This window comes from Pseudomonas sp. IT-347P (assembly GCF_949768005.1).
Classification (GTDB): domain Bacteria; phylum Pseudomonadota; class Gammaproteobacteria; order Pseudomonadales; family Pseudomonadaceae; genus Aquipseudomonas.
Window position 1 is genome coordinate 143,477 of the sequence record NZ_CATKPQ010000059.1, and the last position, 20,493, is coordinate 163,969.

General features: G+C 59.0%; 17 protein-coding genes. 11 read left to right on the top strand and 6 right to left on the bottom strand.

Going from position 1 to position 20,493, the window contains the following annotated elements; all coding sequences use genetic code 11:
• Positions 1-145: 145 nt before the first annotated feature.
• The 3 genes from ACM6IV_RS26275 to ACM6IV_RS26285 all read right to left on the bottom strand — a co-directional run bounded on the left by ACM6IV_RS26275 (position 146) and on the right by ACM6IV_RS26285 (position 2,162).
• Positions 146-808 (bottom strand): TetR/AcrR family transcriptional regulator, encoded by a 663-nt coding sequence (locus ACM6IV_RS26275; RefSeq protein ID WP_414872271.1) that lies wholly within the window; start codon positions 806-808, stop codon positions 146-148.
• A gap of 90 nt (positions 809-898) precedes the next feature.
• Positions 899-1,315: a RidA family protein gene (locus tag ACM6IV_RS26280; protein WP_414872272.1), complete on the bottom strand. Its 417-nt coding sequence runs from the start codon at positions 1,313-1,315 to the stop codon at positions 899-901.
• Positions 1,316-1,328: 13 nt separating this feature from the next.
• Positions 1,329-2,162 (bottom strand): phytanoyl-CoA dioxygenase family protein, encoded by an 834-nt coding sequence (locus ACM6IV_RS26285; protein WP_122843979.1) that lies wholly within the window; start codon positions 2,160-2,162, stop codon positions 1,329-1,331.
• 375 nt (positions 2,163-2,537) lie between these two features.
• Here ACM6IV_RS26285 and ACM6IV_RS26290 point away from each other — a divergent pair, with 375 nt between their 5' ends.
• On the top strand, positions 2,538-3,251 hold the full coding sequence (locus ACM6IV_RS26290) for a winged helix-turn-helix domain-containing protein (RefSeq protein WP_414872273.1): 714 nt from the start codon (positions 2,538-2,540) through the stop codon (positions 3,249-3,251).
• Between the two features lie 486 nt (positions 3,252-3,737).
• Positions 3,738-4,103 (top strand): histone-like nucleoid-structuring protein, MvaT/MvaU family, encoded by a 366-nt coding sequence (locus ACM6IV_RS26295; RefSeq protein WP_122607403.1) that lies wholly within the window; start codon positions 3,738-3,740, stop codon positions 4,101-4,103.
• Positions 4,104-5,442: 1,339 nt separating this feature from the next.
• Here ACM6IV_RS26295 and ACM6IV_RS26300 read toward each other — a convergent pair.
• Positions 5,443-6,054 carry a dTMP kinase gene (locus ACM6IV_RS26300; protein ID WP_414872274.1) on the bottom strand — a complete coding sequence of 204 codons (612 nt, stop codon included), beginning with the start codon at positions 6,052-6,054 and terminating at the stop codon, positions 5,443-5,445.
• Positions 6,055-6,097: 43 nt separating this feature from the next.
• Entirely contained in the window at positions 6,098-7,279 is a 1,182-nt protein-coding gene (locus ACM6IV_RS26305) for a XylR family transcriptional regulator (protein WP_414872275.1), read from the bottom strand.
• Positions 7,280-7,454: 175 nt separating this feature from the next.
• On the opposite strand from ACM6IV_RS26305, the gene xylA reads away from it, so the two are divergent.
• The 4 genes from xylA (at position 7,455) to ACM6IV_RS26325 (ending at position 12,780) form a co-directional block, all read left to right on the top strand.
• A complete protein-coding gene (gene xylA / locus ACM6IV_RS26310) occupies positions 7,455-8,771 on the top strand; it encodes a xylose isomerase (RefSeq protein ID WP_414872276.1) in 1,317 nt (438 codons plus the stop codon).
• Positions 8,772-8,920: 149 nt separating this feature from the next.
• Entirely contained in the window at positions 8,921-9,922 is a 1,002-nt protein-coding gene (xylF, locus tag ACM6IV_RS26315; RefSeq protein ID WP_102899781.1) for a D-xylose ABC transporter substrate-binding protein, read from the top strand.
• A 164-nt stretch (positions 9,923-10,086) separates the two neighbouring features.
• Positions 10,087-11,643, top strand: a complete 1,557-nt coding sequence (gene xylG / locus ACM6IV_RS26320; protein ID WP_414872277.1) for a D-xylose ABC transporter ATP-binding protein — start codon at positions 10,087-10,089, stop codon at positions 11,641-11,643.
• Positions 11,644-12,780 carry a sugar ABC transporter permease gene (locus tag ACM6IV_RS26325; protein WP_414872278.1) on the top strand — a complete coding sequence of 379 codons (1,137 nt, stop codon included), beginning with the start codon at positions 11,644-11,646 and terminating at the stop codon, positions 12,778-12,780.
• A 10-nt stretch (positions 12,781-12,790) separates the two neighbouring features.
• Here ACM6IV_RS26325 and ACM6IV_RS26330 read toward each other — a convergent pair whose 3' ends face one another.
• A complete protein-coding gene (locus ACM6IV_RS26330) occupies positions 12,791-13,708 on the bottom strand; it encodes a LysR family transcriptional regulator (RefSeq protein WP_414872279.1) in 918 nt (305 codons plus the stop codon).
• A 279-nt stretch (positions 13,709-13,987) separates the two neighbouring features.
• Between ACM6IV_RS26330 and ACM6IV_RS26335 the strand changes: the two genes are divergently transcribed.
• From ACM6IV_RS26335 to ACM6IV_RS26355, 5 genes are all read left to right on the top strand, one after another.
• Positions 13,988-15,268: a c-type cytochrome gene (locus ACM6IV_RS26335; RefSeq protein WP_414872280.1), complete on the top strand. Its 1,281-nt coding sequence runs from the start codon at positions 13,988-13,990 to the stop codon at positions 15,266-15,268.
• The gene (locus tag ACM6IV_RS26340; protein ID WP_093431633.1) at positions 15,265-15,738 is read left to right on the top strand and encodes a (2Fe-2S)-binding protein; all 474 of its coding nucleotides are present in this window, start codon (positions 15,265-15,267) and stop codon (positions 15,736-15,738) included. Before ACM6IV_RS26335 ends, ACM6IV_RS26340 begins: the two co-directional genes overlap by 4 nt.
• A complete protein-coding gene (locus ACM6IV_RS26345) occupies positions 15,735-17,969 on the top strand; it encodes a molybdopterin cofactor-binding domain-containing protein (protein WP_414872281.1) in 2,235 nt (744 codons plus the stop codon). The genes ACM6IV_RS26340 and ACM6IV_RS26345 overlap by 4 nt, the downstream gene beginning before the upstream one ends.
• Before the next feature lie 170 nt (positions 17,970-18,139).
• Positions 18,140-19,252: an alkene reductase gene (locus tag ACM6IV_RS26350; protein WP_414872282.1), complete on the top strand. Its 1,113-nt coding sequence runs from the start codon at positions 18,140-18,142 to the stop codon at positions 19,250-19,252.
• 267 nt (positions 19,253-19,519) lie between these two features.
• Positions 19,520-20,479 carry an EamA family transporter gene (locus tag ACM6IV_RS26355; protein ID WP_414872283.1) on the top strand — a complete coding sequence of 320 codons (960 nt, stop codon included), beginning with the start codon at positions 19,520-19,522 and terminating at the stop codon, positions 20,477-20,479.
• Positions 20,480-20,493 lie beyond the last annotated feature (14 nt).

The following is a 20,493-nucleotide window of genomic DNA, read 5'->3' on the forward strand; positions in this document are numbered from 1 at the left end:
ATATATGACGGAACAGGGATTCAGCAAAGTGAAATCGGCGCGATGTCGATTAACCGTGGGTTTTGAGTGAAATGCGGGCGCGACAAAGCAGGGTTCGCTGCGCAAATGAAGCGAAACTTGTTGATGCCGGAGGGCAGGGCAGGGTTTAGCGAGCGGGGCTAATCAGTGTGATGACCGCATCCATCAAAGCCTTGCTGCGTTTGGCTTCAAATCGCTCAGGCTCGATTGGCAACATCATCATCCAGCCGTCACTCAGCGCACTGAGCTGATCGGCAAGCAGATCGGCAGCAATGTCCTTGCGAATGATGCCTTGGGTTTGTCCCTTACACAGAATGCTTGCGAGATCCTCGCGGAAGCGCGAATAACGTTTCTGGATAACGTCGGCAAATACCGGTTCGTGTCGGGCGTGGGCAAGCATCTGAAACAAGGCCAGCCAACGCGCCGAGTCGTTGGCTTGAGTCAGGTTCAACCATTGCTCGATCATCGCCCTGACGTCGACTTTCTCCTGATCGGCATCCAGCAAATGGTCAAACTCGTCGAACAGACTCTGCGCCGCCGCCGTGATCATTTCTTCTTTATTGGCAAAGTAATAGGTCACGGCGCCGGTGGTGCAGCCGGCATGACTGGCAACCTTGCGCAGAGACGTTCCGGCATAACCTTCCTGAGCAATGACTTCGATGGCTGCGGTCAACAGTTCACCGCGTTTTTCCAGACGATTACCTACGGGACGACCGCGACGTGGAGCGGGCGCGGAATCACTGTCAATGGAGTGCTGACTATCCGTGGAAGGCGCTTGAGCATCATGCATGAGAGAAAGTGATTCCGTTGGTTGAAGGCGTTGAGCCGACAGTGGCTGCGAACGCCATTTTGGCTTGGCACGTCGCGATCATGCAATCGTTCAGAGTCGACCGCTGCCAATCACCGCGACGGCCCGGACTTCCACGCGCAAGTCCGGCATTGCCAGCTGGGAAATGCCGACAGCGGTCCAGGCTGGATAACGTTCAGGGAAATATTCGTCCTTTACCTGTCCAAAGGCGTGCACTTCGGCCTGCAGATCGGTATGAAACGTCATCAGCTCGACCACATCGGCCAGACTCGCGCCCGCAGCTTCGAGGATGGTCCGCAAAGACTGAAACGCCAGATGGGATTGCGCCTGGATGCCCTCGGCGGGAACCATGGTCTCGTCGATACCGACCTGGCCGGACACCCAGATCATGTTGCCGACGCGTGTTGCCTGGGAAAAGTGGAAGTTGTCGTAGATCGCCTGGGTGTGGCCAGGGTTTAAGGATTGACGCTGCAGTTCTTGAGTGCTCATCGCGGTGCTCCTCTTATATCAATTGGCGGAAGGTTGGGTGGCGGAAGGCGTCTCCCGCTTTCAACGTCGACAGCTCTTCAGTGAAAAGCACGCCTTGCTGCGGATAACCGCCGGCGCTGTATTCTGGCAAGGGATGGAAGGTGGCGTCGTCGCCAAAGAAACGGAAAACGAAGGTGTGACGGTCCGGGAAGGCGTCATCCACCGGAGCGCCGCCATGCAGCGAACCCGGATGCAGCAGGAGGATGTCGCCAGGCTCGGTGGCCCACGAAATGATCTCGAATGCCTCGGAATCGTTTTGCCGCAAAGCCTCAATGTCCGGCAGGCGTGGCAATGCATCGCCGCCATGCAGCGGCTGAGTCGGATCATTCGGATCTCGAAACGTGGTGCCGTCGTAGCGTGGTCCTTTGTGCGAACCTCGAACGATTTCCAAAGCGTTTTTCTTCGGCACTGATTCAAAACTGATCCAAGCATTGGCCCAGTGGTTTCCGGCCCACGGCAGATAAGACGTGTCCTGATGCCAAAGCGTGCGAGATCCACGCCCACCAGCTTTGAGAAACACCTCTTCGGCGAAGTACCACACGTTCTCCGAGCCCCAGAGCTGCGCAAACAGCTGGCCAAAGGGCAGGGAGGTCACCAGTTCTTCGAGACGGGCCTTGGCGACGGGGTTGGCATTGTCGACGTGCGACTGTTGCTCCGTTCCGTCGAACATGCGAGTCGCATGAGGGCCGTGATTCTCGACAGCCCAGTCATAGGCCGCCCGGCACTCGGCCAATTGATCTTTGTTCAGAAAACCTTTGATCAGGACGGCCCCGTCTTCCAGGAACGCCTTCCGCACAGAGAGTTGCATGAGAGCTTTCTCCTCGAAAATGCCACTTGGCGATTTCGATGCTAGCAGGCGACCAGATTAAACACAACGATCGTTATTTTAATATTGCGTACAGATTGCGGTTGCTGGTTTTGGAAGACGATCACACACCAGCAACGGCGCCGTCAGAATCAGACATGCGAGGGTTTCAGCCCGTATTTGCTCACTCGGCCACAGCATCGTTGGGAGTGCGACAGTTCGAGATTGTTAACATAACGTATGTTATTATTAATGAATGCCTATGCAGACGCACTTCGGCAAGGCACCCGGTGATCACCCTGCTGATGATGGGTCGTTCAACCGTGCCGTGGGTCTGAGGCGGCACACACTTACTCAAGGTCTTAATGCTGAGCTTCTATGGAAAACCCAGGTTTCGTTAAAACACTGCTAGTAGAGGACGATCAGAGGCTGGCGAAACTCATCACTAAATTTCTGGCCCGGCATGGTTTTGCAGTGCAGGTTGTCCGCCGGGGCGACGAGGCATTGGCGGCCGTCGTTGAACTCAAGCCACAAATCGTCGTACTTGAGCTTCTGCTGCCGGATCAGAACGGACTGCACCTGTGCCGTCGGATTCGTGATGTTTCCGATATCCCCATCATCATTTTGACTGCCAAGGGAGATGACAGGGATCAAGTTCTCGGCCTGGAATCCGGTGCCGACGACTATGTAATCAAACCTGTCAAACCATTGGTATTCCTGGCTCGATTACGCGCTCTGCTGCGACGCCATATACCCACGAAGCAACCGACAGCGTTGGACATCCTTGAATTCGGTCAGTTGTCGATCGATCGCAGCGGCCGGATAGTGAGCCTGGCCAATCAAAGGATCGATCTGACAACTATGGAGTTCGAACTGCTGTCCTTGTTGGCCAGTGCGGCGGGCACACTTTTTTCTCGTGACGAAATCCTCAACCGTATCCGCGGCATTCCTTTCGACGGGATCAACCGCAGCGTCGATGTTCACATCAGTAAATTGCGCGGAAAGCTCAATGACAACCCTCGAAATCCAGAGCTCATCAAGACGATTTGGGGCAGGGGGTACCTTTTTAATCCGTTTGCTTGGGAAGCATAGATAAGTATGAAAAAGGACGTGCTGATTTTACTGTTTTTTGTCTGGATTCCGGCGTCGCTGTATTCGGTTTATGGCTGGCATCAGACACAGGGAAAACAGATCGTCGATGTCTATCGGTCAACGACGGCGCCGGCTATCACGTACCAGTCAACAAGTAACAAAACGAGTGTTCATGATTCAGCGACTTTCTTGTGCACGATCAGCAAATTGCCACATGGCATAGAAGAGCCGGATAAATAAAATGCAGTAGGCTAGGCTTACCAAAAACTGTTCATGATCGCGAACGGATTGAACGCCGGGGGTGGTCGAACTCATAGTGCAAGGAACCGCGCTTTATGGCTCGCGTATCCCACTTGTGGATGTGCCTGGATGGGTCACGATGGAGGTGGTCAAGGGGGGATATTTCGGTAGTCGCTAAATCATAAAGCGCGCGCAAATCATAGATCTGCAATACACTCTTAGTAACCTATCTACTCGAGACCTGTCATGTCCAAACTAGCAGAATTTCGCCAGCTTGAAAAACACCTCGCCGAACAGTTGCAAGCGCTCGAAGCCTTAAAAGGTGACGCGGGTCTCAAGAAAGAAATTGAGTTCGAAACCAAGCTGCGCGATTTGCTCGAAAAATACGATTACAGCTTAAAGGACGTGGTCAACCTGCTTGATCCGCAAGCCGGTCGTCGTGCACCAGCGGCTGAATCCAAAACCGGAAGTCGCAAGCCTCGCCAGTTGAAGGTATATAAAAATCCGCACACTGGAGAATTCGTTGAAACTAAGGGCGGTAATCACAAAACGCTGAAGGATTGGAAAGCAGAGCATGGCTCTGCGACCGTTGAGTCTTGGCTGACCAAGTGATTTATTTTGGAAACAAAAGGGCCCGTACGGCCCTTTTTGGTATCGATTTTTAGCAACTCGAGAGGGGATTTTGTAGATCTAAATGCAGTACCGACCGCATTGGCCCTATCCAAGCGTTTCGTGAGGAACAAGGGTATGAAGAACCTGCTCAGGGATCTGCCGCGTTAGCATATGGAATACGTGTTTATGACTCGAAGATTTGCGGGGCAGGGTGCTGGCTTTAATATGATTGCCGAGTGCAATTAATGTCAATTTGGAATCTAACTCAACTAAATGAATGTTTAGTTGAGTTAGAGAATATTTCACGCAGAGATTGTTAAGTGTTCACTTTCGGCGAGAGCGCCCTCAAGAGTACATACCTCTGCAGACATACGCCAGGGCGCCTTCCGGCAACTGGGAGCTTTGAAAGCCTAGGTGTGCTAGACGAATCAAGGTTCACACATGATTCAATATTACTCTGTAAACTCGTTTTTTGACTTGTTAGCTACAGCGGCTAACAAGTCAAAAAAGCGGTTAACAGAGGCGTCGGGCGGGCATTCCACTGAGCTATTTATGCAATCAGGTAAGGCCGGCTTCCCAAGATATTTGGAGGTCGGAGAGCTCAATGGGATTCAAGCGAAACGGTTTCGTTGCCAAACTTGTGAGTAAAGAACTCAACGGTCTTCAAAAGCAACGGGAGCATTGCCAAACCGTCAGCGCCGGCAAGCAAAGCAATGGACGTTTGTGTTTTCCACGAGTGGCTGCCCTTGAAATCTGCTCACTAACTCCACGCTGAACGCTGCAGATTTCACACAGCGACGCGTTTACAGGTGGATCTGTGATGTATGCAATGCCGTAAACGAACGAACGCTCACCAAAAAGATTCCTTAAATCAAACGAATAGACGATTTCGCATGCGATGTGAGATCACGCCAATCGAAGGCAATGTTTTTGAATTCGCTGTGCATGACGTAAAATCAGGCATTACTGCGCTGACAATGGCCGCGCCAGAGCCCATAGCACTAAGATGTTTACCGATCAGATGATCCGCGAGTGAAACCGTAAACGAGAGACGAAAGGCTCGATTCACGCGATTACTTCCCGTTTTTTCACACGTTTACTTCTGAGAACTCGAAATGATCGAGTCAGAGCGCGCGGAAGTGATTTTCTGAAATTGGGACGAAACCGCCGTTTCAAAGATTTACTTTCCAAAATTTCAAAATTTCACTTCAGAGCGCTTTATTTGCATATTTAGCAAATCTCGACAGGGCAACGAGGCTAATCTCGAAACATCTTGTTACGTGTAATGTATATTATGTTAAATCATGTATTGCGCCATGCGCTCCGTATAGCTACACAATCACTCCAGCACTTTATAGATCTCAGCAACCACCTGCCTCGTAGCCTCTTCAATCGTTCTCTCGTTACGACATAGAACCCAACCGTGATCCGCAGCAGCTTTCTCGAACATTTCTGTACACGCCACATGCTCTGCGTGTTTCTGAATCACAGTGCCGCCCAGTCCTCGTGATCGTGTTGCAGCCCGGGCCCATGAAATATCCGCATCTGTCACGACGCCGACATGCAGGTCCGGCACTCGCACGTCTCGCTCCATATTCAACTGAAGAATCTGCGCAAACGGGATGGTTTGGCGAAATGCGGCATCCGACGGATACCAGCGATCGATCAGGATAATGCTGTCCAACGGTTGCTTCGTCAGTACGTTGCTGGAGATCCACCGCCGGCTATCGGCAAGGCGCTGACACACAGCCCATTCCAGATCCTGGGATGGATTTCTCGCAAGTGTGTTCACCAAGGCCATGGTTTCACCCCTGAACGGATCGCTTTTCCTTTCGCAAAGCCGGATGACTTTCCGATTGCCTGCCCTCAGCACTTGCGTAACGGCCTCCAACAGCGTGGTTTTGCCGGTGCCTTTAGGCCCATCCAGAGAAACGAACAGCGGACGATTCATTGTTCACGCAACCATCAAGATATTGATGACCACTCTAACCTCATTAACGCGTCCCTGCCCCTTGCTGATACTCCCGCGGCGTACAGCCAAACTCCCGTCGAAACACCGTGTGCAAATACTGCGCAGATTTAAAGCCACAACTGCGCGCCACGTCGGCTATCACTGAGTCAGTATTTTTCAGACCGCTGGTGGCCGCTGCCAGTTTGAAACGCAGAATCTCGTCATGCACGCTGCAGCCGCGCTCGGCGCGGAAATGCGCTTCGAGTGATGAGCGCGACACGCCGACATAAGCCGCCACCTGCGCGGTTTTGATCCCTTGGCAAGCGTATTGGCGGATGAACAGCAGCGCTTGCATGACGTAGGGATTGCCCAACGGTTGGTGCAAGCTCGACACCTGCACATTGACCGCATCGGGCGGGATCAGGATTTGCGTGCCGGTGGACGGCATGCCGTGCAGCATCTGATGAAGTAGTTGCGCGGCGGTACGGCCCATGGTTTCCGTGCCCTGGATGACCGAGCTCAGCGGCACTCGCGTCAGGCTGCGGGTCAGCGGGTCATTATCGATGCCGATCAATGCCACTTGCTCCGGCACGGCGATCCCGGCAGTCAGACAGGCTTGCAGCAACTGCCGCGCGCGGGCGTCGCTGACGGCGATGATGCCGATGGGCTTGGGCAGGCTTTGCAACCAGGCGATCAGTTGTTCGACGGCGCTGTCCCACAGCGGTGCGCTGGTGCCCATGCCGCGGTAGATTTCGCCGTGCAAGCCGTCGCGCTGCATCAGTCTGCGAAAGGCCTTTTCCCGCTCCTGCGCCCAACGATTGGCCTGCGCTTCAGGCAGGCTGAAGCAGGCAAAACGTTGCAACCCTGCCTCAATCAAGTGCGAGTAAGCCAAGGTGATCAGCGCGTTGTTATCGGTGGCGACGTACGGAATCGCTTTCGGATAGGCGCGTTTATCCTCATACGAGCCCCCTACTGCTACCACCGGCAAGTGAATATCAGCCAGCGCTTCGCCAATCAGCGGATCGTCGAAGTCGGCAATGATCCCGTCACCCTGCCAGCGCTCGATCCCTTTCAAACGACAGAGAAAATCCTCTTCCAGAAACAGGTCCCAGGAAGCACGGGTGCTGCTCAGGTAGTTGCCGATGCCGCTGATAATCCCACGGTCGTAGATCTTGCTGCCGTTGAACAACAGAGCGATGCGGTGAACAGGCGGTACGGTTTTCATTGTTTTTATGCTTGTTCTGAGCCCCTTGTCACAGAGGCGACTGGCACAGACTAGGCGCCTGGCCGAAGAAGCTCAATACGCAAAATCGCACTCCGTGTTGATGTTTTTCATAATCAGCGGGGTCGGAGCCGTTGCTAGTATCGAGACACCGCCAAGAACAACAAGGACAAGGTCCATGCAGTATTTCCCCGATGTCGAGCCGATTCGCTTCGAAGGCCCAAACAGCGATTCTCCCCTCTCCTTTCGTCACTACGACGCCGACAAACTCATCCTCGGCAAACCCATGCGCGAACACCTGCGCATGGCTGCCTGTTACTGGCATACGTTCGTCTGGCCGGGTTCCGATGTGTTCGGCGCGGGGACGTTCAAGCGCCCTTGGCAACACGCCGGCGATCCCATGGAGTTGGCGATCGGCAAAGCAGCCGCTGCCTTCGAATTTTTCTCCAAACTGGGTATCGATTATTACTGCTTCCATGACACGGACGTCGCCCCGGAAGGCAGCTCTCTGAAGGAGTACCGCAACCACTTCGCGCAGATGGTTGATCACCTGGAGCAACACCAGGAAGCCAGCGGAATAAAGCTGCTGTGGGGCACCGCCAATTGCTTCAGCAACCCGCGCTTCGCCGCAGGCGCCGCGAGCAACCCGGACCCCGAAATCTTCGCCTGCGCCGCTGCGCAAGTGTTCAGCGCCATGAACGCGACCCAGCGCCTGAAAGGCGCCAACTACGTGCTATGGGGTGGTCGCGAAGGCTACGAAACCCTGCTCAACACTGACCTGAAACGCGAACGCGAACAGCTGGGGCGCTTTATGCGTATGGTGGTCGAGCACAAGCACAAGATCGGTTTCACCGGCGATCTGCTGATCGAACCCAAACCACAGGAGCCGACCAAGCATCAATACGATTACGACAGCGCCACCGTGTTCGGCTTTCTTCAGCAGTTCGGGCTGGAGCACGAAATCAAGGTCAACATCGAGGCCAACCACGCGACGCTGGCCGGGCATAGCTTCCATCATGAAATTGCGACGGCCGTCTCGCTGGGGATTTTCGGCAGCATCGACGCCAACCGGGGTGATCCGCAAAACGGCTGGGACACCGATCAATTCCCCAACAGCGTCGAAGAAATGACCCTCGCGACCTATGAAATCCTCAAGGCCGGCGGGTTCAAGAATGGTGGATTCAACTTCGACTCCAAGGTGCGCCGTCAAAGCCTTGATCAAATCGATCTGTTCCATGGTCACGTCGGCGCCATGGACGTTCTCGCCCTGTCTCTGGAACGCGCAGCGGCCATGGTGCAGAACGACGAACTGCAACGGCTCAAGGATCAACGCTACGCCGGCTGGCAGCAGCCGTTCGGGCAGGCGGTACTGTCCGGTGACTTCAACCTTGAATCGTTGGCCGAGCACGCCTTCACCAACGAGCTGAACCCGCAAGCCGTCAGCGGCCGCCAGGAAATGCTCGAAAACATCGTTAACCGCTACCTCTATCGTTGATCGCCACGGGGACTCTGCCGGCGCCACGGTGCTGTGACAATTGCACGACAATTCTGTGCCTGCGGCGCCTGCGGATTCTCTACAGTTTTACCAGCCCGATACTCATCGTCAGGCCGTGTCTTTCCAACAACAATAAAAGGACGCCCCATATGAAGAATGTAAAACGCACGCTGTTGGCCACTGCCCTGGCGTTGCTGTCACTGCCGGTAATGGCTGACGCTGCCCACCCGAAAATCGGCTTCTCCATCGATGACCTGCGCCTGGAACGCTGGTCGCGTGACCGTGACTATTTCGTCGCGGCGGCCGAAAAAATGGACGCCAAGGTTTTCGTACAGTCGGCCGATGCCAACGAGCAGAAGCAGATTTCCCAGATCGAAAACCTGATTTCCCGAGGCGTCGACGTCATCGTCATCGTGCCGTTCAACGCCACGGTGCTGACCAACGCGGTAGCCGAAGCGAAGAAAGCCGGGATCAAGGTTGTGTCCTATGACCGGCTGATTCTCAACGCCGATGTCGACGCCTATATTTCCTTCGATAACGAAAAAGTCGGTGAGATGCAGGCCAGCGGCGTGCTGAAAGCGGCGCCCAAGGGCAATTACTTCCTGCTCGGCGGCGCGCCCACCGACAACAACGCGAAGATCCTCCGTGAAGGCCAGATGAAAGTGCTGCAGCCGGCCATCGACAAGGGCGATATCAAGATCGTCGGCCAGCAGTGGGTGAAGGAATGGAACCCGACCGAAGCACTGAGCATTGTTGAAAACGCCCTGACCCGCAACGACAACAAAATCGACGGCATTGTTGCCTCCAACGACGCCACGGCAGGCGGCGCCATTCAGGCGCTGGCGGCACAGCAACTGGCCGGCAAGGTGCCGATTTCGGGGCAGGACGCCGACCTTGCCGCAGTCAAGCGCGTGATCGCCGGCACGCAAACCATGACCGTGTACAAGCCGCTGAAACTGATTGCCTCCGAAGCGGCCAAGCTCTCGGTGCAACTGGCGCGCAACGAAAAACCCGCCTTCAGCTCGCAGTACGACAACGGCAGCAAAAAAGTCGACACCATCCTGCTCACACCCACCCCGTTGACCAAGGACAACATCGACCTGCTCGAACAGGACGGCTTCTACACCAAGGCGCAAATCGCCGGGAAGTGACCCATCACAAATCTCCGGTAATGCGAAAACCCTTGTGGGAGCGAGCTTGCTCGCGAAGACGGCAGCACATTCAGTATCGATGCCAGCTGAACCACCGCTTTCGCGAGCAAGTTCGCTCCCACAGGTTTCGTGGTGTCTGAGTCCTTGTTATACGAGCCCTCTCCATGTCCGACTATCTGCTGCAAATGAACGGCATCGTCAAAACCTTCGGCGGTGTCAACGCGCTGAACGGCATCGACATCAAGGTCAGGCCGGGTGAATGCGTTGGCCTGTGCGGCGAGAATGGCGCCGGCAAGTCCACGCTGGTGAAGATTCTCTCGGCGGTCTACCCCTATGGCTCCTGGGACGGTGAAATCCTCTGGGACGGGCAACCGCTCAGGGCGCAATCGATCAGTGAAACGGAAGCCGCCGGCATCGTCATCATTCACCAGGAACTGACGCTGGTGCCCGACCTGTCAGTGGCCGAAAACATCTTCATGGGCCATGAACTGACGTTACCCGGCGGCCGCATGAATTACCCGGCGATGATCCACCGCGCCGAAGCGTTGATGCGCGAATTGAAAGTGCCGGACATGAACGTATCGCTGCCGGTATCGCAGTACGGCGGCGGTTATCAGCAACTGGTGGAAATCGCCAAAGCCCTGAACAAAAAGGCCCGCCTGTTGATCCTCGACGAGCCTTCGTCGGCCTTGAGCCGGTCGGAAATCGAGGTATTGCTGGACATCATCCGCGACCTCAAGGCCAAGGGCGTTGCCTGCGTCTACATCTCGCACAAGCTCGATGAAGTGGCCGCCGTGTGCGACACCATTTCGGTCATCCGCGACGGTAAACACATCGCTACCACTGCCATGGTCGACATGGACATTGCGCAGATCATCACCCAGATGGTCGGGCGGGAAATGAGCAACCTCTACCCCACCGAACCCCACGACGTTGGCGAGGTCATTTTCGAGGCTCGCCACATCACCTGCTACGACGTCGACAACCCCAAGCGCAAACGGGTCGACGATATTTCTTTCGTCCTCAAACGCGGCGAAATCCTCGGCATCGCCGGGCTGGTCGGTGCCGGCCGTACCGAGCTGGTTACCGCGCTGTTCGGCGCATACCCTGGCCGCCACGAGGGCGAAGTCTGGCTGGACGGGCAACCCATCGACACGCGCACGCCGCTCAAATCAATCCGCGCAGGCCTGTGTCTGGTACCGGAAGACCGTAAGCGCCAAGGCATCATTCCGGACCTGGGCGTCGGCCAGAACATCACCCTCGCCGTGCTGGACAACTATTCGAAACTGACGCGCATCGATGCCGAAGCCGAACTGGGCAGCATCGATCAGGAAATCTCGCGTCTGCACCTCAAGACCGCGAGCCCGTTCCTGCCAATCACCAGCCTGTCCGGCGGCAACCAACAGAAAGCCGTGCTGGCGAAGATGCTGCTAGCCCGCCCCCGTGTGCTGATTCTCGATGAGCCAACCCGAGGCGTGGACGTCGGCGCCAAATACGAAATCTACAAATTGATGGGCGCGCTGGCGGCCGCCGGCGTGTCGATCATCATGGTTTCGTCGGAGCTGGCCGAAGTGCTCGGCGTGTCCGACCGCGTGCTGGTGATCGGCGAAGGCCAGTTGCGCGGTGACTTCATCAACCATGAACTCACCCAGGAACAGGTACTCGCCGCCGCCCTCAGCCAGCCCGGCAGTCATAACAATAATGATCGGAAAACCGCGTAAATGAATCAGGTCAAACAACTGTTCACCCGCTACAAAATGCTCGCGCTGGTGTTTGCCGTGGTGCTGATCTGGCTGTTCTTCAGCTGGCAGACCGAGGGCGGATTCCTGACCCCGCGCAACCTCTCCAATCTGCTGCGGCAAATGTCGATTACCGGGATTCTTGCCTGCGGCATGGTGCTGGTGATCATCAGCGGCGAGATCGATTTGTCGGTCGGCTCATTGCTCGGCCTGCTCGGTGGCCTCGCGGCCATTCTCGATGTGGTCTACCACATTCCGCTGCTGGCGAACCTCAGTCTGGTCGCCCTGTGCGGCCTGATGATCGGCCTCGCCAACGGCTACATGGCGGCTTACCTGCGCATCCCTTCGTTCATTGTCGGCCTGGGCGGCATGCTGGCGTTTCGCGGGATTCTGCTAGGGATTACCGGCGGCACGACCATCGCGCCGGTCTCGCCGGAGCTTGTCTACATCGGCCAGGGTTACCTGCCCCACGCGCTCGGCACCGGCCTGGGCGTTGTGCTGTTCGCGCTGACCGTGTTCCTGACCTGGAAACAACGGCGCAATCGCGCCCTTCATGGCCTGGCGGCGCATTCGTTGGTACGTGATGTCGTCCGCGTGTTGGTGATCGGCGCCGTGCTGGCCGGGTTCGTGCAGACACTGAACAGCTATGACGGCATTCCCGTGCCGGTCTTGTTGCTGTTGATTCTGTTGGGCGTGTTCAGCTACGTGACCAGTCAGACCGTGTTCGGCCGGCGCGTGTATGCCGTGGGCAGCAATATGGAAGCGACGCGCCTGTCCGGGATCAATGTGCAGGCCGTGAAGCTGTGGATCTTCGGGATCATGGGCGTAATGTGCGCCCTCGCCGGCGTGGTCAACACCGCGCGTCTGGCCGCCGGTTCACCTTCGGCCGGGAGCATGGGCGAACTCGACGCCATCGCCGCCTGCTTCATCGGCGGCACCTCCATGCGCGGCGGTTCCGGCACGGTGTACGGCGCCCTCCTCGGCGCCCTGGTCATCACCAGTCTGGACAATGGCATGTCGATGCTCGACGTCGACAGCTATTGGCAGATGATCGTCAAGGGCAGCATTCTGGTGTTGGCCGTGTGGGTGGATGTGAGTACGCGGACCGGTCGCCGCTGAGCCGCAGACATCACGCTGCGGGCGCGGGCGCCGGGCTGAGAATGTCCATCAGGAAATCGATAAACACATTGATCCGGCTGGAGCCACGGTGATTGGGCAAGTACAACGCGTTGATGCAACTGCTGGCATTGCCGGGATTGACCTCGTACTGCTCAAGCAACCGGGTCAGCCGGCCGGCTGCCACGTCGTCGCGCACCAGCCAGTCGGCCAGCAGCGTCACCCCGCCGCCACCGATGGCGGCTTCGCGCAGGATGTCGGCGTTGTTGCTTTGCAGGCGCCCGTGGACATTGAGCTGAATGGGCGCGTCTTCATTCTGAAAGGTCCAGTGCTGGTGGGTGCCGCCGTAATCGAAACGCAGGCATTGATGCTCCAGCAAATCCCGTGGATGACTGAGCGCCGTGCTACGCGCCAGATACGCCGGACTGGCCACCACCCAGCGTTCAAAATGCCCCACGCGTTTGCTGACGATGTCTTCACTGACCACCGACGATCCCAGTCGCACCGAAACATCGATCTGCTCGCTGAGCAGGTCACTGACCTGATCGCTCAGCGACAGACTGATTTCCAGACCCGGATGCCGCTCGAGCAAGCGACTCAGGTGCGGCGCGATCAGGCGCCGGCCGAACTCCACCGGCACGCTGATGCGCAGACGGCCCTGTGCTTCGCTGCCACGATCGGCGACAACGGCATCGGCTTCGTCGATCGCGTCAAGAATCGCCACAGCTTTTTCGAAATAGGTCTGGCCGGCAACGGTCACGCTGGTGTTGCGCGTGGTGCGATTGAGCAGGCTCGCGCCCAACTCGTGCTCCAGCCCCGCCACTTGCCGTGTCACCGACGACGTGGAGATCCCGAGTTTGCGCGCCGCCGAGGAATAGCCCCCGCAGCGCACGGTTTCCACAAACATCTTCAGTGCCAGCAACTTGTCCATAAGCGGGATCCGGTCAAAAGGGAACGCGGATGATTGTGCATCACTGCTCCCCTGTCGTCTTGTACCACCGTGCTTCCACGCAAAGTTGACGAGGGCGTTGCTTGTCACGCAACGCGCTGTTGCGTGTGGCGGTGATTCTCCCGCGCAAGCGGTTTCTCTACGCTTCGGCCTTTGCCGCCGTCGTCCCCCTCGGCGCCCGTCCCCGGCTGTCACAAGGAGCGTTGTCATGACCCGAACCCTTTCCGTTCTGCCATTGCCTGCCGCGTTGTTTCCTGTCCCATGAGCCGCCATTGGCTGAAGTCCAGAACACTATGGATCAGCGTGGCCGCTGTCGGTGTACTCGGCTTGATCGGCGCTGTATGGCTGATGTGGCGCCCGGCGATTGCGCCCATCGAGCGCCCGCCGGCCTTCGCTGCCGCGCAGTTGCAGCGCGGGGCGCGGGTGGTCGAAGCCGGCGATTGTGCGGTCTGCCATACCCGCCCCGGCGGTGAGTATCTGGCCGGCGGGCTGCCGTTGGTGACGCCGTTCGGCACGCTGTACAGCACCAACATCACCCCGGACGCAGAAACCGGTATCGGCCAATGGTCGCTGCCGGCCTTCGAGCGGGCGATGCGTCAGGGCATCGCTCGCGATGGGCATTTCCTCTATCCGGCGTTCCCCTACGTGCACTACCGGCGCATGAGCGCAGCGGACATCGCCGACGCCTATGCCTACTTGATGAGCGGCCCCGCCGTGCACGCGCCGGCCGAGCAGAACCAGATGAATTTTCCGATGAACATTCGTCCGCTGGTGGCTTTCTGGAACCTGCTGTTCCTGCACGGTGAGCCACTGACGCCGCTGGCGGGGCGCAGCGAGGCGTGGAATCGCGGGCGTTATCTGGTCGACGGCCCGGGCCATTGCGCCGGCTGCCATTCGCCGCTGAACCTGATCGGCGCGGAAAAATCCTCTGAATATTTGCAGGGCGGCAGCGTTGACGGCTGGCACGCGCCCGCGCTGGTCGGCATGGGCCAACGTGGCAATCCGTGGAGTCGCGAGCAACTGGCGGGCTATCTGCGCGCCGAGATCGTCGATGGTCACGGCACGCCCGCGGGGCCGATGCGTCCGGTCAGCTTGAGCCTGGCCCGCCTCCCCGCCAGTGAAGCCGAGGCAATTGCCGAGTATCTGCTCAGTCTGGAAAACCCGCGCGCGGTGACAGAGACGACAACGAAGCCCCCCGCCAGTGAAGCGGCCGACCACGCGAGCGGCGCCCTGCTCTTCAGCAGCGCCTGCGCCGGCTGCCATGGCGCGGCAGCACCGATGCGCACTATCGATGGTCGCCCGGGCCTGCAAAACACCTCGGCGCTGCAAGCGGCCAGTTCACGCAACTTCCTCAAAACCGTGCTTGAAGGTTTGCCCGCCACGCCCGGATCGCCCGGCCCGGTGATGCCGGCGTTCGCCGCCAGCCTGGACAACGCGCAACTCGGCGCACTGGCCGCGTACCTGCGCGAGCAAGCCAGCCCCGATCAGCCGTGGGCCGACCTCTCTTCCACTATTGAAGCGTTACGTCAGGAGACGAAATGAGCCAGATCACTCTCAACGTCAACGGAGCCGCGCAAGCGCTTGAGCTGGAGCCGGACATGCCGTTGCTGTATGCGCTGCGCAATCACTTGAACCTCAACGGCGCCAAGTACGGCTGCGGTCTCGGTCAGTGCGGCGCGTGCACGGTCATCGTCGATGATCAACCGGTGTTCGCCTGCCTGACGCCCTGCGCCGGCCTCGAAGGCAAAAAAATCCGCACCGTGGAAAGCCTCGGCAGCGCGGTAAAGCCCGGCCCTCTGCAAGCGGCGTTCATAGAGAAGCAGGCCGCGCAATGCGGTTACTGCATTGCCGGCATGCTGATGCGCGCGCAGGCGTTGCTTGAGCGTAATCGCCACCCGGATGAGGCAACCATTCGCGAGCACATGGCCGGTAACCTGTGCCGCTGCGGCACGCACTTGCGGATCATCGAGGCGATCAAACAGGTCGCCGGGCATAACGGGAGCCTGACATGAGTGAGTCGAACGGGTTGCAGCCGAGTCGGCGCGCCTTCCTGCGCGGTGGAGCGTTGCTGATGGCGTTCACCTTGATGCCGGTCGCGCGACGTGTATTGGCGGATACGGAAGTCGATACGCTCGGCACCGTGGTCCTCGCGCCCGACCTTCCCGGAAGCCTGCGCACCAACCCGTTTCTCGACGCCTGGATCCGCATCGGCGCTGACGGCATCACCGTCTACACCGGCAAGGTCGAACTGGGTACCGGGGTGAAAACCGCGTTGCTGCAAATTGCCGCCGAACGCTTGCAGGTGCCGGCAACCGCTATCAACCTGCTCACCGCTGACACCGCGCTGACGCCCAATGAAGGCTACACCGCCGGCAGCCACAGTATTTTCGACAGCGGTACCGCGTTGTATAACGCCGCCGCGCAGGTGCGCGAAATGCTTGTCGAGGCCGCCGCGCGCCGTTGGCAGCTGGATGCGGCGCTGCTCGGCACTCACAACGGCGTGATCGAAGGCCCGGCCGGGCAGCGAATGAGTTACGCCGAGGCGGTCAAGCATGTCGATGTGCACCAATACGCCAAAGCGCAGTCACTGACGATGGCTGCCGCTGACTTCAAACTGATCGGCCATTCGTTGCCGCGCCTCGACATTCCGGCGAAAGTCAGCGGCGGTGCGGCATTCGTCCAGGACATGCGCCTGCCGGGCATGCTGCATGCGCGGGTGATCCGCCCGCCTCGTCCGGGCTGCACGCTGCAAGCTCTCGATGCGGCGGCCATCGAAGCGCTGGCTGGCGTGGTCAAGGTGATTCGAGACGGTAACTATCTGGCAGTGGTCGCCCGTGATGAGTGGCAAGCGATCAAGGCCATGCGCAAGGCCAGCGAGGTGACGCAATGGAGTGGCGGCGAGGCGATTCCCGAAGCGGCAGAGATTCATGACCTGCTCAAACGCCTGCCGTCACGGCGCTACCCGATCAGCCACAACGGCACGCCCAGCGGCACGGCCGACACGCGTTTTCAGGCGCGGGTCACCAAGCAGTATCTGATGCATGGCTCGATCGGCCCATCCTGCGCGGTAGCCTGGTTCAAGGACGGCACGCTCACCGTCTGGACCCACACCCAAGGCGTCTACCCGCTACGCGCCGGCATTGCCGAAATGCTCGGTCTGCCACCTGAGCGGGTGCGTTGTATTCATACCGAAGGTTCAGGCTGTTACGGGCATAACGGCGCCGATGACGCCGCCGCCGATGCGGCGTTGATCGCGTTGCGCGTGCCCGGTACGCCGGTGCGCGTGCAATGGATGCGCGAACAGGAAAATCTTTGGGAGCCGTATAGTTCGGCGATGGTCACTGAAGTCGACGCCGGCCTCACTCAGGGGCGCTTGCAGGACTGGGCCTACGAGCTATGGACCACGCCGCACAACGAACGCATCGTCAACGCCGGACGCCTGTTGCCGGCACGCTTGCTTGCGCGGCCCTTCGCCTCGGCGCCCTCGGTGCCGATCGCCCAGCCCGAAGGCGATGGTGATCGCAACGCCGTGCCGCTGTACGAGTTGAACTCGACGCGCATCAACATGACCTTCGTTACCGAAATGCCCTTTCGCACCTCGGCCATGCGTTCGCTGGGTGCGCACATCAATATCTTCGCCATCGAGGCGAGCATTGATGAACTGGCGATCAGGGCCGGCATCGACGCGGTCGCGTTGCGTCTGGCCCACCTCAGCGACCCGCGTGCCCGTGCGGTCGTGGAGCGTGTGCGTGATGAGATCGGCTGGCCGCAAAAAAGCAGCGAGCCCGGCGCCGGTATCGGTTTCGCCTTTGCCCGCTACAAAAACATCATGGGTTACTGCGCCATTGCCGTGAAGCTGCGGGTGCATCCGCAGACCGGCGAGATCCGCATTGATCATGTGGTGACGGCGGTCGACGTCGGCCAGATCGTCAGCCCCGATGGTCTGCGCAATCAGGTCGAGGGCGGGATCGTGCAGTCCGCGAGCTGGACCCTGTACGAAAAAGTCGCCTACGACGCGGGGGGCATTCGCAGCTACGACTGGAGCGGTTATCCGATTCTGCGCTTCACGCAACTGCCGAAAAAAGTCGATGTGCATTTGCTCGACCAGCCGGGAGAACCCTTCCTCGGCGCTGCTGAAATCGTCCAGGGGCCGATGGCCGCCGCCCTTGGCAACGCCGTCGCCAACGCCACCGGCCGGCGCTGGCTGAACCTGCCGCTGACCCGCTCCAACCAGTCCGCCTGAGCCACGCCCGTGTTCATCACCGATGAGCACGGGCGCCGTTGCGCCCTGCGCAAAACAGCGTAGCGCCGGTCACCGATTATCAGCCCCGCTGCACCCGGTTAAGTTACCGGCACTGGTTCGCGGCACCGCTGCCGCGCTTGAATCCCTTCGATTGATATCTGGAGTTCCCCATGACCCGCCGCCTGTTCCAACCCATTGCACTCGGTCCTTACACCCTCGCCCACCGCGTGGCGATGGCGCCGTTGACGCGCTCCCGCGCCGGCCAGCCGGGCGATGTGCCGACACCGATGAACGCCGAGTACTACCGCCAACGGGCCAGTGCCGCGCTGATCATCACCGAGGCCACACAAATCTCCCGCCAGGCACAGGGTTACGCGTGGACCCCGGGCATCTACAGCCCCGAGCAAGTTAAGGCGTGGCGTGACGTCAGCGCGGCGGTGCATGAGGCCGGCGGTCTGATCTTCATGCAACTGTGGCACGTCGGCCGGGTGTCTCACCCCAGCTTTCAACCGGATGCCGGCCTGCCGGTTGCGCCCAGCGCGCTGCCGGTGCCGGGCAAGACGTTTATCGTCGACGAACACGGTAACGGTGTCTGGGGTGATGTGCCGGTGCCACGCGCACTGGAAACAGCGGAAATCGCCGGCATTGTCGAGGACTACCGCGTGGCCGCGCGCAACGCCTTGCAGGCGGGCATGGACGGTGTGGAAATTCATGCCGGCAACGGTTACCTGCTCGACCAGTTTCTCAACAGCAACAGCAACCAGCGTGACGATGCCTATGGCGGCAGTGTGGAGAACCGCGCGCGGTTTCTGCTGGAAGTGGTCGCGGCCGTGGCTGAAGAAGTCGGTGCCGAACGGGTCGGCGTACGCCTGACGCCGATGGGGCGCTTCATGGGCATGGGCGATGACACCCCGGAGGCCACCTTCGGCCACCTCGTCGAGGCGCTCAACCAATGGAATCTGGCCTACCTGCACCTGGTCGAGCCAGCGATGGTCGGCACCGTCAAAGATGAGAATTTCGACCCGCGCTGGGACGCGATCATTGCCCAGTTGCGCAAGACCTGGAACGGTGTGCTGATCCTGGCCGGCGGCTACGATGCGCAATCTGCCGAACAGGCGCTGATCGCCGATCGTGCCGACATCATTGCGTTTGGCCGCCCGTTCCTGGCCAACCCGGACTTGCCGCGCCGGCTGCACGATGGCTTGGCGCTCAATGTGCCAGACCCGAGCAGTTTTTTCGGCGGGGATCAGCGTGGGTACGTTGATTATCCGTTTCATGCCTGAGCAGCAGGCGACTCGCACCTGATGACGGTGTAAATCGCCTGAAAGCGAGAACTGTGGAAGGGGCCGACGCGCCCCTTTTTTCTTGGTCATACGATCTCTTCACTTAAACAAAGATGCAGGAAATTCGCTACAACGGTGGCTTGCTGCGTCTTTCTGCGTTTTCAGGCCTGTTGCCGGGCGACTCTAAATACGTTAAAACCGTCTAGTTGTACGACAACATAATAAAAACTTCAGTCGCCTGAACGGCTAACAATCCTGAGATCTGCCATGCCTCGTCCTACCGTTGCGCAAACCGTACCGCCGCCCTACCCTCGTTATCTGGCTGTGATCATTCTGTTGTGCATGGGCTGCGCGTTTGCCGGCAACCATGTCGCGGCGCGGGTCGCCTTTGATGATGGCGCGGGTGTCCTGCTGGCGATCCTGATGCGTTCCGGCGGAACCTTGCTGGTGCTTGCCATCCTGGTGCTGTGGCAAAGACAAAGCCTGCGTTTGCCAGCGGGCGCGTGGCGCTGGCAACTGTTGCTGGGGCTGCTGATCACTGCGCAGAGTCTGTGTCTGTATTCCGCTGTCGCACGGGTGCCGGTGGCGCTGGCGCTGCTGGTGGCGAACGTGTTCCCTATTCTGCTGGCATTGCTCACCTGGGCGCTGGGTGGTCAGCGACCGAGCGCCCGCACCGCGACGCTGATGGGCTTGATTCTACTGGGCCTGGTGTTTGTGCTGGATGTCCCCGGGCGGCTCTCGACGACGACAGACGTCAGTGCGCAATGGCTGACCGGCGTCGCGCTCGCGTTCTGCGCCGCCAGCGTGTTCGCCTGCGCGTTGTGGATCACCGATCACAAGTTGTCTCAGGTACGCGGTTCGGTGCGCAGCCTGCTGACCATTTTTATCGTGTTCAGCAGCGTCAATCTGGCAGGGTTGACGGGCGCCCTTCCCGGCGGACTGAACCTGCCCGCCACCTCGACCGGATGGCTGGCCCTGGCCACCCTGGTGGTGCTGTACGGCACGGGTTTTATCGTCCTGTTCATTTCGGTACCTCGACTGGACATGCCGCGCAATGCGCCGGTCATGAACATCGAGCCATTGGCAACGCTGCTGATGGGCTGGATTGTGCTGGACCAGATGCTCAGCAACGGACAGATACTCGGCGGGGTGATCGTCGTCACGGGCATCGTTTTGCTGACGTACCGTAAGTCGGTGGTCAAGGCTGAGGTCGAAGCCGAGGTGTGACGGCTGTCTCGCCG